Origin of the sequence: Neorhizobium sp. T6_25, assembly GCF_002968555.1 — a bacterium.
Classification (GTDB): Bacteria; Pseudomonadota; Alphaproteobacteria; order Rhizobiales; family Rhizobiaceae; genus Neorhizobium.
In genome coordinates, this window is record NZ_PVBL01000008.1 from 123,021 (window position 1) to 142,162 (window position 19,142).

General features: G+C 63.4%; 17 protein-coding genes. 12 read left to right on the top strand and 5 right to left on the bottom strand.

Annotation, left to right across the window (positions count from 1 at the left end; all coding sequences use genetic code 11):
• Positions 1-77: 77 nt before the first annotated feature.
• From C5L10_RS13220 to C5L10_RS13235, 4 genes are all read right to left on the bottom strand, one after another.
• A complete protein-coding gene (locus C5L10_RS13220; protein WP_105430044.1) occupies positions 78-1,349 on the bottom strand; it encodes an ABC transporter substrate-binding protein in 1,272 nt (423 codons plus the stop codon).
• A gap of 85 nt (positions 1,350-1,434) precedes the next feature.
• Positions 1,435-2,241: an SDR family NAD(P)-dependent oxidoreductase gene (locus C5L10_RS13225; protein WP_105430045.1), complete on the bottom strand. Its 807-nt coding sequence runs from the start codon at positions 2,239-2,241 to the stop codon at positions 1,435-1,437.
• Positions 2,238-3,332, bottom strand: a complete 1,095-nt coding sequence (locus C5L10_RS13230) for an ABC transporter ATP-binding protein (RefSeq protein ID WP_105430046.1) — start codon at positions 3,330-3,332, stop codon at positions 2,238-2,240. The genes C5L10_RS13225 and C5L10_RS13230 overlap by 4 nt, the downstream gene beginning before the upstream one ends.
• 17 nt (positions 3,333-3,349) lie before the next feature.
• Positions 3,350-5,074 (bottom strand): SMP-30/gluconolactonase/LRE family protein, encoded by a 1,725-nt coding sequence (locus tag C5L10_RS13235; protein WP_172717016.1) that lies wholly within the window; start codon positions 5,072-5,074, stop codon positions 3,350-3,352.
• Between the two features lie 142 nt (positions 5,075-5,216).
• Between C5L10_RS13235 and C5L10_RS33620 the strand changes: the two genes are divergently transcribed.
• The 5 genes from C5L10_RS33620 to C5L10_RS13270 all read left to right on the top strand — a co-directional run bounded on the left by C5L10_RS33620 (position 5,217) and on the right by C5L10_RS13270 (position 9,614).
• Positions 5,217-6,368 carry a mandelate racemase/muconate lactonizing enzyme family protein gene (locus C5L10_RS33620; RefSeq protein ID WP_172717017.1) on the top strand — a complete coding sequence of 384 codons (1,152 nt, stop codon included), beginning with the start codon at positions 5,217-5,219 and terminating at the stop codon, positions 6,366-6,368.
• Positions 6,369-6,380: 12 nt separating this feature from the next.
• Positions 6,381-7,304, top strand: coding sequence for a 2-dehydro-3-deoxygalactonokinase (locus tag C5L10_RS13255; RefSeq protein WP_105430050.1), 924 nt, complete (start codon positions 6,381-6,383; stop codon positions 7,302-7,304).
• Between the two features lie 2 nt (positions 7,305-7,306).
• Complete coding sequence (locus tag C5L10_RS13260) at positions 7,307-8,236, top strand: 2-dehydro-3-deoxygalactonokinase (protein ID WP_105430051.1); 930 nt, start codon at positions 7,307-7,309, stop codon at positions 8,234-8,236.
• Positions 8,237-8,248: 12 nt separating this feature from the next.
• On the top strand, positions 8,249-8,869 hold the full coding sequence (locus C5L10_RS13265; RefSeq protein ID WP_105430052.1) for a 2-dehydro-3-deoxy-6-phosphogalactonate aldolase: 621 nt from the start codon (positions 8,249-8,251) through the stop codon (positions 8,867-8,869).
• Between the two features lie 94 nt (positions 8,870-8,963).
• Entirely contained in the window at positions 8,964-9,614 is a 651-nt protein-coding gene (locus tag C5L10_RS13270) for a class I SAM-dependent methyltransferase (protein ID WP_105430053.1), read from the top strand.
• 9 nt (positions 9,615-9,623) lie between these two features.
• Here C5L10_RS13270 and C5L10_RS13275 read toward each other — a convergent pair whose 3' ends face one another.
• Positions 9,624-10,475 (bottom strand): MurR/RpiR family transcriptional regulator, encoded by an 852-nt coding sequence (locus tag C5L10_RS13275; protein ID WP_038543847.1) that lies wholly within the window; start codon positions 10,473-10,475, stop codon positions 9,624-9,626.
• Positions 10,476-10,703: 228 nt separating this feature from the next.
• On the opposite strand from C5L10_RS13275, the gene murA reads away from it, so the two are divergent.
• From murA to C5L10_RS13310, 7 genes are all read left to right on the top strand, one after another.
• Positions 10,704-11,960 (top strand): UDP-N-acetylglucosamine 1-carboxyvinyltransferase, encoded by a 1,257-nt coding sequence (gene murA, locus C5L10_RS13280; protein ID WP_105430054.1) that lies wholly within the window; start codon positions 10,704-10,706, stop codon positions 11,958-11,960.
• Entirely contained in the window at positions 11,957-12,841 is an 885-nt protein-coding gene (locus tag C5L10_RS13285) for an N-acetylglucosamine kinase (protein WP_105430055.1), read from the top strand. The genes murA and C5L10_RS13285 overlap by 4 nt, the downstream gene beginning before the upstream one ends.
• Before the next feature lie 183 nt (positions 12,842-13,024).
• Positions 13,025-13,948 (top strand): N-acetylmuramic acid 6-phosphate etherase, encoded by a 924-nt coding sequence (murQ, locus tag C5L10_RS13290; RefSeq protein ID WP_046633822.1) that lies wholly within the window; start codon positions 13,025-13,027, stop codon positions 13,946-13,948.
• A 78-nt stretch (positions 13,949-14,026) separates the two neighbouring features.
• A complete protein-coding gene (locus C5L10_RS13295; protein WP_105430056.1) occupies positions 14,027-15,547 on the top strand; it encodes an ABC transporter substrate-binding protein in 1,521 nt (506 codons plus the stop codon).
• A 41-nt stretch (positions 15,548-15,588) separates the two neighbouring features.
• Entirely contained in the window at positions 15,589-16,551 is a 963-nt protein-coding gene (locus C5L10_RS13300) for an ABC transporter permease (protein ID WP_046668605.1), read from the top strand.
• On the top strand, positions 16,551-17,390 hold the full coding sequence (locus C5L10_RS13305; RefSeq protein ID WP_205837049.1) for an ABC transporter permease: 840 nt from the start codon (positions 16,551-16,553) through the stop codon (positions 17,388-17,390). The genes C5L10_RS13300 and C5L10_RS13305 overlap by 1 nt, the downstream gene beginning before the upstream one ends.
• Positions 17,387-19,132, top strand: a complete 1,746-nt coding sequence (locus tag C5L10_RS13310) for an ABC transporter ATP-binding protein (protein WP_105430058.1) — start codon at positions 17,387-17,389, stop codon at positions 19,130-19,132. Before C5L10_RS13305 ends, C5L10_RS13310 begins: the two co-directional genes overlap by 4 nt.
• Positions 19,133-19,142 lie beyond the last annotated feature (10 nt).

The window sequence follows — 19,142 nt, forward strand, 5'->3', positions numbered from 1 at the left end:
CGGCGACGGCGCGGCATATCCCTTCTCCCCTCGGGGAGAAGGTGCCGGCAGGCGGATGAGGGGGAGCCTCGACCGACCTATTCCGACTTCTTCGCCTTCTCCATGCTGGTCGTCAGCCGAGCCTGCATGGACTTGATGGCATCGTCCCCAGACTTCTGGCCGAGCAGCGCGCCCTGCACTTCCTCGCCGATGATGTTGGTGAGGTCGGCGGCATTGGACCAGATGCCGACTTCGTTGCGGCGGGCGTCACCCGTCGCGGCCGACCAGTTCTTGAGATAGGCGTCGTCGGCCACCGCCGCGCGGGCGGACTTGGTGACCGGCAGCGCGCTCATCTTCAACGGAAGGTCCGTCTGCACCTTGTCGGAAATGATGTAGGTCAGGAACTTGTCGGCCGGATCGTCAGCCTTGGCCTTGCCGCCGGCGGCGAACTGCACGAGCAGATGTCCCCACTGGACGGAAACGGACTTGTCGCCAGCCTTCAGCACAGGTGTCGGCATCGGCAGCACGTTGGCATCGAAGGCTTGGCCTTTGCCGGAGAAATCCCGCAGGAAAGTCCGGGTCTGCGGGGCGTCGAGATAGAAGGCCGAAGCGCCTTGCGCCAGCAGGCGGCGCGAATCCGGGCGGTCTATTTCAGGAGCGGCCAGGCGGTCCTTCAGCAGGCCGACCATGAAGCCGAGCGCATCGCGGCTCTGCCGGCTGTCGACGACGACCTTGCCGGCGTCGTCGATGATCCGGCCGCCATGCACCCAGTTCCAGACCATGAAGTCGATCAGGATCGAGCCATTGTTTTTGGTCGCCATGGAGTACGGCACCGAGTTGGGCACCTTGTCGCGCACCGAGATCAGAGCTTTCTTGAAGTCGTCGACGGTCTTCGGCGCGTCATTGATGCCGGCCTTCGCGAGCACTTCCTTGTTGGCCACCATGCCGATCGAACCGGACAGAAGCGGCAGCGCAAGCTGCTTGCCATTGATATTGCCCATGGCGAGCGCATCCGGCGCGAAAGCCGCTTGAAGCTTGTCCTTGCCGTAGACCGTGTTCAGGTCGACGAGGTTATCGAGGCTCGCGAAAGTCGGCAGCCAGCGTTCGGAAAGCTGGGCGACATCGGGCAGGGTCTTCGACCGGGCGCGCAGGAAGATGTTCTTCTGCATGTCGCCCCAGGCAAAGCCGAGCGGCTCGACCGTCAGCTTCTCGGTTTTCTGAAAATTGTCCAGGACGCCCTGGACGATCGCCTTGTTGGCTTCTTCCGCGTACGTGAAGCTCATGAAGCTCAGATCGGCTGCCTTGGCGGCACCCGAGCCGAGCGCAAGCGCGACGGCGGCGGTGCCGATCAGTCTGGTAAAGGTGTTCATCAGATCCTCCCGAAACGATGATGATGGAACTCTGTTTCAACCCGAAAAAGGTCAGGCGGCGAGCGCCGTATCCGCCTTGCCTTCGTTAGACGACGCCTCCATCGACGATGAATGTCTGTGACGTGATGAGGCGGGAATCGTCTGCCGCCAGGAACAGCGCCATGCGGGCGATATCGGGCGGCAGCAGATGCTCCTTGAGGCACTGGACCTCGAGGTATTCGGAAAACTTGCCCTGGTAGACGCGCTTGGCGCGCTCCACCTGGCGCTCTGTCAGCACCCAGCCGGGAGCGATCGAGTTGACGCGGATATTGCGTGTCCCCAGTTCGCGGGCGAGCGACTTGGTCATGCCCATGACGGCGGATTTGGCGGTCGTATAGAAGATCAGCCCGGCCGCACCGCGCATCCAGGAGATCGAGCCCATGTTGATGATCGACCCGCCGCCGGCCTCCGCCATTTCCGGCACGACGGCCTGGACGGCGAAGAACTGATGGCGCAGGTTGGTCTGGAAACGCTCGTCCCAATAGTCCGGCGTCACGTCTTCGAGCGGCATGCGATCGTCATTGCCGGCATTGTTGACGAGCACCCGGATCGGTCCGATTTCGGATCGCAGCGCCTCGATCCCCTCCTTCAGGGCGTCGATGTCGCGCAGGTCCGCGGTACCATGGAACGGCTTGTTGCCGGTCTTTCTCGCGACTACCGCGGCCGTCTCGTCGGCGACATTGGCATTAAGGTCGAGGAACCCGACCTTGCAGCCCTGGGCACAAAAATGCTCGACCAGCGAGGCTCCGATGCCCGATCCGCCGCCGGTGACCAGCACGCCCCTGCCCTCGAGGCTCGGATACTTCGCGGCCTCGACCTGGACCTTTGCGGTGAGTTCCGGATGGATGCTCATGCGGCCTCCAGGGCGACTGGACGCGCCGAAGCCAGTGACAGGCCATCAGCGGAAAAGACGTGGATCATGGCCGGATCGACATGCACGCCGATCGGTTCCCCGCGCTTGACGGCCCGGTCGCCGGAAAGCCGCACGACGACCATCTCCTCGGAGCCTTCGAGCGCAACGTAAGCGTAGGTGTCGCTGCCGAGATGTTCGGTCATGGTGACGGTCCCAGCGAGCGAATCCGGGGCGCCACGGCTCACCAGTTCCACATGTTCCGGCCGGATACCGATCTCAGCCGGCGCTGAAGACAGGTCGCGCGGCAAGCGGACTTCGCCGCCCGGGACAGTGAACGCGCCCTCGCCCTTTCTGGCGCCGAGGCTCAGGAAATTCATGCGCGGTGAGCCGATGAAGCCCGCAACAAAGCGGTTCACCGGCTTGTTGTAGAGATCGAGCGGCGAACCGATCTGCTCGACGCGGCCGGAATTCAGCACCACGATCTTGTCGGCCAGCGTCATCGCCTCGATCTGGTCGTGGGTGACATAGACCATCGTGGTCCCGAGCGTGTCCTTCATGCGGGCGATCTCGATGCGCATTTCCACGCGCAGCGAGGCGTCGAGGTTGGAAAGCGGCTCGTCGAACAGGAAGATACGCGGTTCGCGAACGATGGCGCGGCCGATCGCGACGCGCTGGCGCTGGCCACCCGAGAGCTGGCGGGGCTTGCGCTCCAGATAGGTATCGATGCGCAGTTTCTTGGCGGCCTGGGTGACACGGCTGTTGATTTCCGACTTTGGCGTGCCGGCAAGCCTGAGCGCATAACCCATGTTCTCGGCAACCGTCATGTGCGGATAGAGCGCATAGGACTGGAAGACCATGGCAATACCGCGCCTGGCCGGCGGCACGTCGTTCACCAACTCGCCGTCGATCGCCATCTTGCCCGAGGTGATTTCGTCGAGCCCGCAGATGAGCCGCAACAGCGTCGATTTTCCGCAGCCCGACGGCCCGACGAAGGCGACGAATTCGCCGTCTTCGACCGTGAGGTCGATGCCCTTCAGCACCTCTGCCGAACCGAAGGATTTACGGATGTCTTTGAGTTCAAGCTTGGCCATGGGTGTCTCTTGATGTCTCAGCCCGCGAACATCTGGGCTGCCTGGCCCTTGATGCCGGTATCGATGGAAAACACGCTGCCGGAGAGCGGCGCTTCGGAAAGCTGGGCTGCCGAAAGCCGGATGCGGGCGGATGTCACGAACAGGGTCTGCATGTCGGCACCGCCGAAGACGCAGCTTGTCGGGCGCGGGATCGGCAGGTTGATCACCCGCTCCACCTTGCCCTGCGGATCGTAGCGGGTAACGCACCAGCCGTCCCAATGGGCGATCCAGACGAAACCTTCCGCATCGACCGTCATGCCGTCCGGCTTGCCCTCGGCTTCCGGCACCGTAATGAACACACGCCGGTTGGCGACCTCGCCGCTTTCGATATCGAAATCGTAGGCATAGACCGTCTGCCGGTTGGTATCGGTAAAGTAGAAGGTACGGTCGTCCGGGCTCCAGCCAAGCCCGTTCGAGACGTGGAAACCGCGATCCATCTCCCGCGAGCGACCGTCCGGATCGATCCTCCAGAGCCGCCCCTGGTCCGGCGTCGTGTCGATCGCGAGCGTACCGGCCCAAAGCCTGCCGCGACGGTCGCATTTGCCGTCGTTGAAGCGATTGCCGGGACGGTCGGCCTCCGGCCGCGAGATCGTCGTGATGTCGCCGGTCGAGAGATCGATGCCGCGGATCTCGCCATGCATGGCGGCAACGAAACCGCCACGGGAACGAGGGATCACGAAGCCAATCAGTTCCGGCACCTGCATCGATGTATAGGTGCCCTTGGCTGGATCGCCGGTATGGACAGCGGGCGCCAGGATATCGACGAAATAGAGCTTCTTGTGCTCCGGCGACCAGTGCGGACCCTCGCCGAGAAACGTGCTTGCCGGAATGACGCAGCGCACGTCGGCGCGATCGGGGCCGAGAGGACGCGGCTTGACCGCAAGCGACATGGGAAACTCTCCAAAATTGCCGGATGTGCGGCGCGCCGCCTCGATGACGTCGCGACCGAAAGCGTGCAGCCGATCGACCGGCAGGCGGAATGACGGGCCGATAATGCCGATCGCGCCCATCGGTTCGCCGCGATGGTTGAGGACGGGTGCTGCGACCGAGGAAATGCCGATATGCTGCTCGTCGACCGAGACGGCATAACCACGCGCCTTGGTGAGATCGAGCTGGCGGCTGAGTTCCTCGGCGTTGACAATCGTGTTCGGGGTCAGCCGTTCCAGTTCGATGCCGTCGAGCAGCGCGCGGCGTTTTTCGAGCGACAGATGCGCCAGGATCGCCTTGCCGAGGCCGCTGGCATGCGGTGCTGCGCGCGAGCCGACGCCGTTGTTGAGGCGCAGCGGTTGCGGCACTTCCCGCTGGTCGATGTAAAGGATGCTGCCGCCGTCGAGCACGCCGAGGCGGATCGCCTCGCCCGTCAGGTCGCGAAGTCGCGCCAGTTCCGGTTCGGCCGCGCCGCGCAGATCGAAATTGTCCCACACCTTGTGTGCCCATTGGAACAGCCGCGGCGCCAGCCGGTAGACCTGGTCGCGGGTATCGAAGTGGAGCAGCCGCTCGTCGACGAGCGCCTGCAGCAGCCGGTGCAGCGTGCCCTTCGGCAATTGAGTCTGGTCGAGCAGTTCGGTGAAGCGCAGGCCGCGGGCTTCCGCCGCCACGGCATCGATGATCTGGATGCCGCGCGTCAGCGCCTGAACACCCGGCACGCCGCCCGTATCATTGGCGACATCCTTGTCGATCGCTTCCAATTGTACCTTGGCCATGCCCTCTCCCTGGACGACGATTTTTGATGCCGCTCCCACAGCACGCCGCCTCGCTCTTGCCAAGAGAGTTATCTTGGAACTAAGTTCCATGTCAACAGCGAAACTGAAGCGGCAGGGAAGTTGCCGGCCATGGGAGGATATCTTGCGCATCACCAAAGTGGACCATTGGCTGGTCCGTATGCCGTTCACCGAGGACATTCTCTGGGGTTCCGGGCGGCGAATCGGCACGACCCGGCTGATCTGCCGCATCGAGACGGATGCCGGGATCATCGGCTGGGGCGAGACCATTTCGCTGATCGCCAATGTGCCCGCAGTCTTCGCCGATGTCGTCGCCCCCCTCGCAATCGGCTACCCGGTCGCGGATGCGGAACGTTTCCACCGCCATGTGCTCGGCGCCGGCTTCTACCACCACAAACGCGCTGCGGTGATGGCGATCTGCGCCATGGAAATGGCAATGTGGGATGCGCTCGGCAAACAGGCGAAGCTACCGCTTTATGCCATGTGGGGCGGCCGCTGGCGCAAGGATGTCGAAGCCGCCGCCTATCTCTTCACCAACGACCCCAAAGGCCTTTCGGAACGCCTGAAGCGCTTCCTCGACCTCGGTTATACGACCTTCAAGGTGAAGATCGGCTTCGACGAAAGGAGCGATATCACGCTCGCCGAGGCCTCGCGAAAGGTGATCGGCGGCCACCCGTTGCGGCTCGACGTCAACGGCGCCTGGAACCCGGCGACCGCAAAACGCCAGCTCGAAAAACTGAGAGCCTTCGATCCGGCCTATGTGGAACAACCGCTGGAGCTCGACGATCTCGCCGGCCATGCGGCGCTCGTTGCCCGCTCAACGGTGCCGATCGCGCTCGACGAAAGCGCCTATACGCTGTCCGATGTCGGAAACATCATCCGCGCCAATGCAGCCGACGTCGTACTGCTCGACCCGCACGAGGCCGGCGGCCTGTGGCAGACGATCAAGGCCGCGGCCATCTGCGAAGCGGTCGGCATCCCGGTGACGCTGCATTCCGGCGCGGAACTGGCCCTGTCGCAATCGGCCTATATCCATCTCGCGGCATCGCTTCCCAACATGTCGATCGCCATCGATACCGAGCGCGCCTATCTCGGCGGCGATATCTCGCCCAATCCACCGGTTCTGAAGGATGGCCGCTTCGAGGTGCCGGAAGGGCCGGGCCTCGGCGTCGAGGTAGATATCGAAATGCTCGAAAAATACCGCGTGCCCGGCATTGCCGGCGCTTATCTCGACACGGAGCGCAAGGACTGGTTCCCGGTCAAACCCGCCTATTAGGATTATTCCCCCATGTATATTGCAATCGAATGGACCTCCGCCGCCTTCCATGCGCTGCTTCTCGACGACGACACGGTGCATGGCGAAAAGAAGAGCGACCGCGGCACGACCAAGGTCGCAGCCGGCGGTTTCGAGACCGCGCTCCGCGAGGAGCTGGGCGGGTGGATCGACAGGGCCGAAAAAATCCTGTTTTCCGGCATGATCACCAGTCGCAACGGCTGGATCGAAACCCCCTTTGCCCCGGTGCCGGCTGGGCCTGCGGATTTGTTGGCCCAGGCGGTTACGCATGAAGTCGAAGGCCTGCCGCCGCTGATCTTCCTGCCCGGCATCGCCCAGACCAAACCCTTGCCCGACGTGATGCGCGGCGAGGAAATGTCGCTCTTCAGCCTCACGGAAACCGACGGCATCTTCGTGCTGCCCGGTCCTCATGCCAAATGGGTGACGATGGAAGGCGGTCGCATCACCGCAATCACCACCTACATGTCGGGGGAAATCCTCAATCTGCTCAAGAAGGATTCGCTTGTCTCGCGCCTTATCCCGGCAATCTACGAGGAGCGTCCGGAGGCATTTCGCCGCGGCGTCCGGACGGCCTACGAAGAGAACACCCTGCCTGGCCGCATCCTCGCCCGCGTCTTTTCAGCGCGCAGCCTGGTCCTGTTCGACCGTCTGGCGCCGGAAGAGATCGCCGACTACCTGACCGGCCTGATGATCGGCGCGGAAATTTCGGAAGCGCTTGGGCAGGACAAACCGAGGAAAATCAATATCGTCGGTCACGCCGCGCTCGCCGAGCGTTACAAGACGGCGCTCGAGATCTTCGGGGCGCAGACAAATCTCGTCACGCCCGACATCGCCGCCGGTTTCCGCCGGCTCGCCTCTCGACAGGGTGATACGTCACGGGCTATCGAAGGGGCGAAAGCCGCTTCGGGAGAAATGTGACCATGCCAAGACCCACCTCGATCATCCTCGATTGGGGAACGAGTTCGCTGCGCGCCATGCTTGTTTCGGAAACAGGCGAAACGCTCGACACCCGCGATACGTCGAGCGGCGGCATCCAGTTCGTCAAGAACGGCGCCTTCGAGCAGGCGTTGATGGAAACGGTGGGCGAGTGGTTTTCGGCGCATGGCCCCCTGCCCGTTCTGGCAAGCGGCATGATCACCAGCCGCAACGGCTGGGTCGAAGTACCCTATGTGGACACGCCCGGCGGGATCGCCGAGCTTGCCGCCGGCACACGCAAACTCGCTCTTCAGAACGGCGCCGTCATCACTTTCCTGCCCGGCATGCGCGATCCGGCCGCCAGGCCTTTTCCGGATGTGATGCGCGGCGAGGAAACCCAGATCGTCGGCTACGGCCTCGAGCGCGACCGCACCCTGGTCCTGCCCGGCACCCATAGCAAATGGGCACGGGTCAAGGACAACCGGATCGACGGTTTCCAGACCTACGCGACCGGCGAGGTATTTTCGCTTCTGACCAAACATTCTTTCATCGCCAAGGCTCTCGAGCCGCAGCCGGGCGCCGAGCCGGACTGGCAGAGTTTCGATCGCGGGGCGGAATTCGCAGCGAGCGATTCGGCGGCCGCCGATGCCTTCCTGTCGGCGATCTTCAGCGCCCGCACCGGCATTCTCGACGGCAAATTGAAGCCCGAGGATATACTCGATTACGTCTCCGGCCTCGTCATTGGCTCGGAATTCCGCCAGGCCCGCGCTGCAGGCTGGTTCAAGAACGGCGATACGATCGGCATCGTCGGCAACAACGTGCTCAACAGCCGCTACGGCCGGATCGCGCCCCTGTTCGGCCTGACGGTCGAACCCGCTCCGGAAAACGCCGCGAAACGCGGCATCATGCTGATCGCGGCCGAAGCCGCGCAATAAAGGAGTTTCGAGATGACCTTCGAAGAGGCGCTCAAAGCATGCAATCTCGTTGCCATCCTGCGCGGTATCAAGCCGGAGGAGGCTGAAAGCGTCGGCGAGGTACTGGTCGAGGCCGGCTGGCGGATCATCGAAGTCCCGCTGAATTCCCCCGACCCGCTGAAGAGCATCGAAAAGCTGGTCAAACGTTTCGGAGACCAGGCACTGATCGGGGCCGGCACCGTACTGACACCTGCGCAGGTCGCCGATGTCGCCGCGACAGGCGCGAAGGTGATCATCTCCCCGAACGCCAATGTCGAGGTCATCAAGGCCAGCCGCGCGGCCGGCATGGTGAGCCTGCCGGGCGTCGCAACCCCGACGGAAGCCTTCGCGGCGATCGAGGCCGGCGCCAGCGGCATCAAGGCCTTTCCGGCGGAAGCGATCCCGCCCTATGTCATCAAGGCATGGAAGGCGGTACTGCCGAAGGATATCCCGGTACTCGCAGTCGGCGGTGTTACGCCCGAGAATATGGCTGTCTACGCGCAGGCCGGCACAGCCGGTTTCGGCATCGGTTCCTCCCTTTACAAACCGGGTGCCGACATCGCCTCCATCGGGCAAAAGGCGAGAGAATTCATCGAGGCGATGCGTGCCCTCTGACGTCTAAAACCACGTCGCAAAACCGTCGTGAAGCGGAACTATCGTTTTCGTCCTGAGTTTCAGCCCAATTCGCGGCAAACCGGAGGGGACGATCTTGGCAGCTATCCGCAACAGCGCCGAACATCAGCAGAAAGTGTATGAACGATGGGCGCCGGTCTATGACCGGGTCTATCGAGGCTTGCTACGCGACGGGCATCGCACCGTTGCAAAGCTCGCTGCCGAAGCCGGACGAGACATTCTCGAAGTCGGCGTCGGCACCGGGCTCGTATTGCCCTATTACCCGAACCATTGCCGGGTCACCGGCATCGATCTTTCTGAACACATGATCGCCAAGGCGCGCGAGAAGGTCGCGCGCGCCGGGCTCGCCCACGTTCAGTCGCTGCATGTCATGGACGCGCACAATCTCGAATTTGCCGATCGTTCGTTCGACGCCGTCTGCCTGCCCTTCGTCATCACGCTGATCCCGGATCCCGAACGTGCTCTTGACGAGTGCGCCCGCGTGTTACGTCCGGGCGGCGAGATCATCGTTGCGAGCAAGCTCGGCGACGGGCGCGGTCTGCAAGGGGCGATCGAGGAAGCCGTAGCGCCACTGGTACACCGGGTTGGCTGGAGCTCGTCCTTCCGAATCGCCCGGATTGTCGAATGGGCGAAGCGCCGAGGCGATTTCGAGGTGGCGGAAATCCGTCGCGTGTTCCCGAATGGCTTCTTCAAGGTCATGCGCCTGAAGCATCGCATGGCCGCGTGAACTCGCGGATCACTTGGCCTTCAGGACCGAGACCGCAAGTTCGCTGTTGTGGACGTATTCATTGGCATCCGGCTGGCGTTGGACAAGCAGGATGAACAGCAAGTCCGTCAGCATCAGCTGGGCATCGCGCGCGGTGATGGAGGACGAGCGCACCCGCTCCTCGTCCGCGACCGTATAAAGTCGGATATCCGCCGCCTGCATCAGCGGATTGCCGTTGAGACCGGTAATGGCGATCACCGTCGCGCCGCGCTGGCGCGCCAGTTCGGCGATCCTCAGCGTCTCGAAACTGGTGCCGGAATAGGAAAGTGCCAGCAGCACGTCCTGGCTGTTGAGCGTCGAGACGTTCGCCATCTGCACATGGCTGTCGCTGTCATGCAGCACGTTGCGCCCGAGCTTCATCAGCTTGTAGGAAAAATCGCGGGCGACCAGCGACGATGCCCCGACCCCGGCCATATGGATACGTCGCGCATCGTTGAGAGCCGTCAGAGCCCGCTCGATCTCCTGCTCGTTGTTGACCGCAAGCGTCTGCTGCATGGACAGCATCTTGCTGCCGATCAGCTTCTGCAGGATCGTCAGATAACTGTCACCGACCTCGATCGAGCCGTGGATCATGCCGGGAGGCGCGTGCCATTCCTGCGCCTTCGCCTCGCTGACGGCGAGTTTCAGCTCCTGGTATCCGGCAAAACCCAGCTTCTGGCTGAATTTTACGACGCTCGACTGGCTGCGCCCCGTCTCGGCCGCAAGCGCCGCCGAGGAAAGCCGCAGCATCTGGTCCGGATTGTCGAGGATGAACTGGCCGATCTCCCGGTCTGCCGGTGCCATATCCTCGAGCTGCGCGTTGATCTTCTTTAAGACTGACATGCGTTCCTTCGGAAGCTCCGCGATACGGCCTTGGGTCGGGTGGAGGATATCACCGCAACGGTCCTCCGCAACAGCGTTTCCATTCCCGAGCCGAGGATGGATTATCGCAGATAATGCCGCACAAAGGAATAAAAAATTCCGAATGATTGACAGAGACGCGCCGTGGTTTAGTTTCGAGGAAGCGCAGATTGATTTGAGATTCACCGCACCTCTTCGACAGGTTTCGCCATGGACAGATTACGGATCGTCGGCGGTCATCGGCTCCAGGGAGCCGTCACCATTGCCGGGGCGAAAAACGCGGCGCTCCCGCAGATCGCGGCGACGCTGCTCAGCCCCTACCCGGTCGAACTCACCAATCTGCCACAGGTCAGCGATGTGGAAAACATGCTGGGGGTCGTCGAGCTGCATGGCGCCGCCGTCACCCGCACCGGCCATTCCACCATCGTCGATGCCAAGGCAATCGTCTCGAAGGAGACCTCCTACGACACCGTTCGCAAGATGCGCGCCACCGTGCTCGTCCTCGCGCCACTGCTCGCCCGCTTCGGCCAGGCACGCGTATCTCTGCCGGGCGGCTGCGCCATTGGTGCGCGTCCGGTCGACATGCATATCAAGGCGCTCGCCGCGTTGGGGGCGGACATCGACATCGAGAACGGCCTGATCGTCGCTTCGGCATCGGGCGGATTGAAAGGCGGCCGCATCGTGCTTCCCTCCCCCTCCGTCGGTGCCACGGAGACGGCGATGATGGCCGCCACCGCCGCCAGGGGCGAAACCGAGATCCTCAACGCCGCCCGCGAACCCGAAGTCGCCGATCTCGCCGCCTGCCTGATCGCCATGGGCGCACGCATCGAAGGCGCCGGCACCCACCGCATCCTGGTCCAGGGCTCCACCACCTGGCAGCCGGCGAAACATCACGGCATTCCCGACCGCATCGAAGCCGGAACCTACGCCGTGGCAGCCGCCATCACCGGCGGCATGCTGGAACTCACCAACGCACGGCTGGAAAACATGGCCTCCATCGTGCAGGTGCTGGAGGCGATGGGCGTCAGCATCTGGCCGAGCGATCGCGGCCTTGTCGTTTCTCGCGAAGGCCCTCTAAGGGCGACCGATATCACCACCGAACCCTATCCGGGTTTCCCGACCGACCTCCAGGCGCAGTTCATGGCGCTCGCCGCCTGTGCCGAAGGCGCTTCGCTGATCCGCGAAACCGTCTTCGAAAGCCGTTTCATGCACGTGCCGGAGCTGATGCGCCTCGGCGCCAATATTGCACTACAAGGCACCACCGCATTGGTGCGCGGCGGCGCGCCGTTGAAGGGCGCGCAAGTGATGGCCACGGATCTGCGCGCCTCCGTCTCGCTGGTACTCGCCGGGCTGGTCTCGTCAGGCGAGACGACCATCAACCGCGTCTACCACCTCGACCGCGGTTACGAACAACTCGACCGCAAGCTTGGCCAATGCGGAGCCGATATCGAGCGGATCAGCTCATGACAGCCCGAACCGAACGCTTTTTCCTGGGTGTCGATGGCGGCGGTACCGGCTGCCGCGCCCGTATCGAGGACAAATCCGGCTCCGTTCTTGGACAAGGTCTTTCCGGCCCTGCAACGACGCGGCTCGGCATCGAACAGGCCTGGGCCTCGATCTCGCGCGCGTTCAATGCCGCCTTCGACGAAGCCGGGTTCGGGTCCGACGAGATAGGCCGCACCCATGTGGGCATCGGGCTTGCCGGCACCGGCCGCAAGGGGTCTGTCGAGGCCTTGAAGGCGATCCCGCACCCGTTCGCCAGCATTGATTTCGTCAGCGACGGAATGGGCGCCTGCCTCGGCGCCCATTCCGGCCGCGACGGCGCGATCGTCATCGCCGGCACCGGCTCGATCGGTCTCGGTTTTGCAGAAGGCCGCAGCCTGCGCGTCGGCGGTTACGGATTTCCCATTTCCGATGAAGGCAGCGGCGCAGATCTCGGGCTCAAAGCCGTGCAGCTGGCGCTTCGCGCGCATGACGGGCGGATCGAAAAAACCGCTCTGCTGATCGAAGTCATGCAGCGCTTCCAGAACGATCCTTTCGAAGCCATAGCCTGGATGGATCGTTCGTCTGCCACGGACTATGCCTCGCTTGCGCCGATGGTGATGCGGCATGCGGACCAGGGCGATTCCGCCGGCCGCCGCATCGTCCAAAGTGCTGCCGAGCAGATCGACACGCTGGTCCGCACGCTGTTCGATCAAGGCGCTCCGCGCGTTACCCTGCTCGGCGGCCTGTCGAGCCCGCTTGAGGCCTGGCTGGCGCCCGACGTCCGCCGCCGCCTGAAGCCCGCCGACGGCGATGCCGTCTCAGGCGCGATCATCCTCGCCCGCCAAGCTGTCAAAGCCTCCTGAACAACGATCCTGCCTCCTGAAAAAGGCTGGGCGATATGGAATAATATATTCCAATTTTCCATTGACTCATGGAATGGATGATCCTAATCCTTTGAGGAAAGGGTAACAAAGGGTGAGGAGCAACATCGTATGACGCCGATCCTGCGAAGCGCTGCACCGCACTCCGATCTCGAAGGCAGGGTCATGAGCGACGAACGGCTGATATCCGAACTGGAAAGACTGGTTTCGGAAGACCGCAATCCCCGCTCCATGGATATCGATCTGCTGCCGACAGTCGATGTCCTGCGCGAGATCAACGAGGAAGATCAGGGCGTTCCCGCAGCCGTCGAGAAGGTGATCCCGCAGATCGCCGAGGCCGTGGAAGAAATCGTTCGCGCTTTCCAGAAGGGAGCCCGGCTTGTCTACATCGGCGCCGGCACCAGCGGCCGCCTCGGCGTGCTCGATGCTTCCGAATGCCCCCCGACTTTCAGCGTCCCGGAAGGCATGGTCGTCGGCCTGATCGCCGGCGGCAGCCACGCCCTGCAGCACGCCGTCGAAGGCGCCGAGGACAGCCCGGAACAGGGCCAGCAGGATCTCGTCGACATCGGCCTGACCGCCGACGACGTCGTTGTCGGCATCGCCGTCAGCGGCCGCACTCCCTACGTCATCGGTGCCTTGAATTATGCCAAGGGGCTTGGAGCGAAGACGGTCGCCCTCTCCTGCAATCCCGATGCCGTCATCGCCGACATTGCCGATATTGCCATCTCGCCGGTGGTCGGCCCGGAAATCCTCACCGGCTCGACGCGGCTGAAGTCCGGTACGGCCCAGAAGCTCGTGCTCAACATGCTGACCACGGCGAGCATGATCCGCATCGGCAAGAGCTACCAGAACCTGATGGTCGACCTGCATGCCAGCAATCAGAAGCTCGTCGCCCGCGCCGCCCGCATCGTCATGCAGGCGACCGGCTGCACGACGGAAGAGGCGCGCCGCGTGCTTGACCTCACCGGCAACGACGTCAAACTGGCGATCCTGATCGCGCTGACGGGAATGGATGTCGATACGGCGCGCGTGGCGCTCGACGATGCCGGAGGCTTCCTCCGCAAGGCAATTGATGGGAAGACAGCGTAAAGCTGCTGAATGACGGGCCGCTGCTCGAATGTGGCTGGGTCGAGACGACGAACAGATATCAAAAGAGGGAGAATAAAAATGGGAAGACATCTTTCGACTAAACTGCTGTCCGGCCTTGCGCTGGCCGTCACCATCGGCGCCACCGCGATCGCCTCGCCGGCATCGGCGGCGTCGCTGAAAATGGCCTGGAAGCAGGATGCGACCGGGCTTGATCCGCACAAGCAGACTGCATTTTCCTCGATCCGCCTGCTGGAACTGATCTACGAGCCGCTCGTCCGCCTCAACAAGGACCTGCAGATCGTCCCGGCCGTCGCAGCGTCCTGGGAATTTGCGGCCGACGCCAAGCAACTGACCTTCAAGCTTAACCCGAACGCAAAATTCCAGGACGGCAAGCCGGTGACGGCAGCCGACGTGAAGGCCTCGTTCGAGCGCCTTCTCGACGAAAAGACCGCCGCCGCCGCGCGCGCCAACTTCCTGTCGATCGCCTCGATCGAGACCCCGGACCAGACGACCGTCGTCTTCAAGCTGTCGCAGCCGGACGTGCCGCTCCTGACCGCCATGGCGAGCATCAACGCCGCCATCGTACCAGCCGCTGAAATCGCTGCCGGCACCATTGGCACCAAGGCGCTCGGTACCGGCCCGTTCAAGCTCGACAGATGGGAGCCGAATTCCAAGGAAACGCTCTCCGCCAACAAGGATTGGGCCGGCGGCAAGATCGCGATCGACGGCATCGACATCAGCGTTCTGCCGGACGAGACCGCGATCCTTGCGGCGCTGCGCACCAAGCAGGTCGACTTCGCGCTGATCAACGACCCGCTGGTCGCCACGCTGGTGCCGAAGGAAGCCAGTCTGGTGCTCAACCGCACCCCAGTTCTCGCCTACCACGTCCTGCAGATGAACCCGTCCCGCAAGCCGATGGACGTGCTCGCCGTGCGCCAGGCAATCTCCTGCGCCATCGACCGCAAGGACGTGCTCGACACGGCTTCGGTCGGCGAAGGCAAGGTCACCGGTCCGCTGACCATGCCCGGTTACACGTCCGACGCCAGCGCGCTGTTCTGCTACAAGCAGGATATCGCAAAGGCAAAGAAGCTGATGGCTGACGCGGGTTTTGCGAACGGCTTTACCGCGACCGTGATCGCCGCCAATGGCGAACCCGCGACCGCCGCCGCCGAAGCGCAGGTCCTCCAGTCCCAGCTCGCCGAGATCGGCGTCAAGCTCAACATCAAGATGATGGAGCTCAACGTCTATGTCGACGCCTGGCTGAAGGGCGATTTCGACATGGCGGTGGCGCTGAACGGCGGCCGTGCCGATCCCTACTCCATGTATAACCGCTACTGGACCAAGACCGGCAACCTGCAGAAGGTCACCAACTACATCGACGACACGCTCGACAGCCTGATGCAGAAGGGCCGCGTCGAGACCGACCCTGCCAAGCGCAAGGTCATCTTCGCCGACTTCGAAAAGCACCTCGTCGAAGTCGCGCCCTGGGCCTGGCTCTACACGTCCTACAGCTACACGGCACAGCAGAAGAACGTGCAGGGCTTTGTGCCGACGCCGGAAGGCTCGCTGTTCGGCCTGAGCAAGGTCACGTTGCAGTAAGCGCGTAGGATTGACGGTACGGATACGAGGTTGGTGGGCGAATGAGTTACCTGGCGCGACGGCTGTTGACGTTTCCGCTCGTGATGCTCGGGGTCTCCATCCTCGTGTTCGTCGCAATTCGATTGGTGCCGGGTGACGCGATCACCGCGATGCTCGGCACCGAAGCCGGCCTGCTGACGCCGGCACAGAGAGCGGCGCTCTCGGCCTATTTCGGCATCGACAAGCCGATCCTGGTGCAATACTGGAGTTGGCTTCTCGGGGTCCTCCAGGGCGATCTCGGCATTTCCGTCATCCACGGCAAGCCGGCTCTCACCATCATCCTCGAACGTTTTCCGCTGACGCTGCAGCTCGCGTTGATGTCCATGTGCGTGGCACTTCTGGTCGGCCTGCCGGCCGGTGTGTTCGCCGCCACCCGCAACGAAAGAATGTCCGATCTAGCGGTACGCATCTTCGCGATGATCGGCCAGTCGACACCTAATTTCGTCGTCGGCCTGCTGATCATCTATGCGCTGTCGGCCGGTTTCGGCATCCTGCCGGCCATGGGCGAGTTCACGCCGTTCCTGACCGATCCCTTCCGCAATCTCGGCCAGATGATCCTGCCGGCGATCACGCTCGGTTTCGCCTTCGCCGCCTCCGTCACCCGCATCTCGCGCTCCGCCATGCTGGATGTCCTCTCCGACGACTATGTCCGCACCGCCCGCTCCAAGGGCGTGCCGAAACGCAGCGTCATCTGGCGCCATGCCCTGCCCAACGCACTGATCCCGGTGGTCACCTTGAGCGGCGTCGAATTCGGCTATCTGCTCGGCGGCGCCGTGCTGGTCGAACAGATCTACGCCCTGCCCGGCCTCGGCCGACTGGTGCTCGAAGCGATCCTGCAGCGCGATTATGCGCTGGTGCAGGGCTGCGTGCTGTTCATTGCCTTCAACTTCATGGTGGTCAACCTGCTCGTCGATCTCGCCTATGTGACGCTTGATCCGCGCATCCGGCTCGGTGAGGGCAACTGATGTCGATGCTGCGCGCAATTTTCAGCCATTCCAGCGGCAGGATCGGCGGTACGATCGTCGTGATCTATGTGGTCGTCGCGCTGCTCGGCATGTCCGGCATCACACCTCACAATCCGCTGCAGCAGTTCCGCATCGACAGGCTGCATGCGCCGAACGCGGCCTACTGGATGGGCACGGACCTGTTCGGCCGCGATGTCGCCAGCCGGCTGATGAACGGCATCGGCCAGTCCTTCCTCGTCGCCTTCTGCTCGGTGGCGCTGGCGACGCTCGCCGGAACCGTGCTCGGCCTGACCGCCGCCTGGTTCGGCAAGGCCTGGGATGGCCTCGTCATGCGCATCATGGACGTGCTGCTTGCTTTCCCGGCTATCCTGCTCGCGCTCCTGATCATCGCCGTTGTCGGCCCCGGCACCTGGACGAGCGTGGCTGCGATCGCCATCGTCTACACGCCGATCTTTACCCGCGTGGTGCGCGGCCCGGCGCTCTCGATCAAGGCTCGCGAATTCGTCGATGCCGCCCGCACCTTCGGCTCCAGCCGTAGGTATATCCTGACCCGGCACCTGCTCCTCAATCTCGTGGCACCACTGACCGTTCAGGTGACGCTGGCGCTCGCCTGGTCGCTGCTGACCGAGGCCGGCCTGAGCTTCCTCGGCCTTGGCACCCAGCCGCCGGCCTCCTCGCTTGGCCTGATGCTCGCCGACAGCCGTAACCTGATGGAAAACGCGCCCTGGCTGCTGATCTTCCCGGCCGTCGCCATCATGATCAGCATTCTCGGCTTCAACCTGCTCGGTGACGCCTTGCGCGATATTCTCGACCCCAAGACGCGGAGGTCCGCGCCATGACATCGCTTCTCTCGGTATCCGGTCTCCGGGTCGGCTTCGGGCGTGATCCGAAGCAGAACGAGATCGTCAAGGGCGTCAGCTTCGACCTCGACGCCGGCGAGACGCTGGCGATCGTCGGCGAAAGCGGCTCCGGCAAATCAGTCACGGCGCTCTCCATCAACCGTCTCGTCGATTTCGGCGGCGGCCGGATCATCGGCGGTTCGATCACCCTGAAACGAGCCGATGGCAGCGTGCTCGACATCACAAAAGCTGAAGAGCCGGTGCTCGAAAAAATCCGCGGTTCCGAGATCGGCATGATCTTCCAGGAACCGATGACCTCGCTCAACCCTGTGCTGACGATCGGCCGCCAGATCGAGGAATCGTTTCGCCTGCATCGCGGGCTGACCGGGCGTCAGGCGACGGCTGCCGCCAAGGACGCGCTCGATCGGGTGCGCATCCCGGATGCCGCGCGGCGCCTCAAATACACGCCGAACCAGCTTTCCGGCGGCATGCTCCAGCGCGTCATGATCGCCATGGCGCTTGCCTGCAATCCGCGCCTGCTGATCGCCGACGAGCCAACGACCGCGCTCGACGTCACCGTCCAGGCGCAGATCATGGCGCTGCTCGGCGAATTGAAGCGTGAGACCGACATGGGGATGATCTTCATCACCCATGACATCGGCCTCGTCGCCGGCATTGCCGACAAGGTCATGGTCATGCAGGCCGGCGAAGCGGTCGAGCAGGGACCGCTCGGCGACGTCCTCGACCAGCCGAAACACCCCTATACCCAGCATCTGCTCAGCGCCGTGCCGCATTTCGAATCCGGCCGCGCCGCCCGTTCCGATTTCAGCCGCCAAGAATCCGAGGCGATCGTGCCCGCGCTGAAGGTCGATGGATTGACCGTGCGCTTCAAGGTCGCCGGCAGGATTCTCAGCCGTTCGCCTGGCTCGGTCCATGCGGTCGAGAATGTCGGCTTCGACCTGATGCCGGGCGAAACGCTGGCGATCGTCGGCGAAAGCGGCTCCGGCAAGTCGACCACCGCCCGCGCCATCTTGGGGCTTGTGAAGCCCACCCGCGGCAGCTTCTCCGCAAACAACGGGACGATCGTCGACGGAAGCGATCCCTCCGTGCAGATGGTCTTCCAGAACCCTTACGCCTCGCTCAATCCGCGCCTGCGGATCGACAGCATCCTTGCGGAACCGGTGATCGCCGCCGGCGGCCGGATCGACGCGGAAACGCGGGCAAAAATGGTGGCACTGCTGAAGCGGGTCGGCCTGCCCGAAAACAGCCTCCTGCGCTACCCGCACGAGTTCTCCGGCGGCCAGCGCCAGCGCCTCTGCATCGCCCGCGCGCTGATGCTCAATCCGTCGATCGTCGTGCTCGACGAGGCGGTTTCGGCGCTAGACGTCTCGGTGCAGGCCAAGGTGCTGGAACTGCTGGTCGATCTGCAGCACGAATACGGTCTCGCCTATCTTTTCGTTTCGCACGACATGGCGGTCGTCGAACGTATCGCCCATCGCATCGCGGTGCTTTATGCGGGTCAGATCGTCGAGATCGGCAATGCTGCCTCAGTTCTGTCCAACCCGCGGCATTCCTACACCAAGCGGCTGATTTCCGCCGTGCCGAGCATCGAGCGCCGCAACCAACATTTCGAACTCGATACGCGCCAGGTCCCGTCTCTGGTTCGACCACCGGGTTTCGAGCCGCCGCCCGCCGAATGGCAGTCCTGTGGACCGGATCACCGGGCGCGGACGGAAGCCTGAGGATGTAACG

Excerpts from the sequence above, each read along its gene's own strand:
- C5L10_RS13220 (WP_105430044.1), bottom strand. The coding sequence starts at position 1,349 with ATGAACACCTTTACCAGACTGATCGGCACCGCCGCCGTCGCGCTTGCG.
- C5L10_RS13225 (WP_105430045.1), bottom strand. The coding sequence starts at position 2,241 with ATGAGCATCCATCCGGAACTCACCGCAAAGGTCCAGGTCGAGGCCGCG.
- C5L10_RS13230 (WP_105430046.1), bottom strand. The coding sequence starts at position 3,332 with ATGGCCAAGCTTGAACTCAAAGACATCCGTAAATCCTTCGGTTCGGCA.
- C5L10_RS13235 (WP_172717016.1), bottom strand. The coding sequence starts at position 5,074 with ATGGCCAAGGTACAATTGGAAGCGATCGACAAGGATGTCGCCAATGAT.
- C5L10_RS13255 (WP_105430050.1), top strand. The coding sequence starts at position 6,381 with ATGTATATTGCAATCGAATGGACCTCCGCCGCCTTCCATGCGCTGCTT.
- C5L10_RS13260 (WP_105430051.1), top strand. The coding sequence starts at position 7,307 with ATGCCAAGACCCACCTCGATCATCCTCGATTGGGGAACGAGTTCGCTG.
- C5L10_RS13265 (WP_105430052.1), top strand. The coding sequence starts at position 8,249 with ATGACCTTCGAAGAGGCGCTCAAAGCATGCAATCTCGTTGCCATCCTG.
- C5L10_RS13275 (WP_038543847.1), bottom strand. The coding sequence starts at position 10,475 with ATGTCAGTCTTAAAGAAGATCAACGCGCAGCTCGAGGATATGGCACCG.
- murA (WP_105430054.1), top strand. The coding sequence starts at position 10,704 with ATGGACAGATTACGGATCGTCGGCGGTCATCGGCTCCAGGGAGCCGTC.
- C5L10_RS13285 (WP_105430055.1), top strand. The coding sequence starts at position 11,957 with ATGACAGCCCGAACCGAACGCTTTTTCCTGGGTGTCGATGGCGGCGGT.
- murQ (WP_046633822.1), top strand. The coding sequence starts at position 13,025 with ATGAGCGACGAACGGCTGATATCCGAACTGGAAAGACTGGTTTCGGAA.
- C5L10_RS13295 (WP_105430056.1), top strand. The coding sequence starts at position 14,027 with ATGGGAAGACATCTTTCGACTAAACTGCTGTCCGGCCTTGCGCTGGCC.
- C5L10_RS13300 (WP_046668605.1), top strand. The coding sequence starts at position 15,589 with ATGAGTTACCTGGCGCGACGGCTGTTGACGTTTCCGCTCGTGATGCTC.
- C5L10_RS13305 (WP_205837049.1), top strand. The coding sequence starts at position 16,551 with ATGTCGATGCTGCGCGCAATTTTCAGCCATTCCAGCGGCAGGATCGGC.
- C5L10_RS13310 (WP_105430058.1), top strand. The coding sequence starts at position 17,387 with ATGACATCGCTTCTCTCGGTATCCGGTCTCCGGGTCGGCTTCGGGCGT.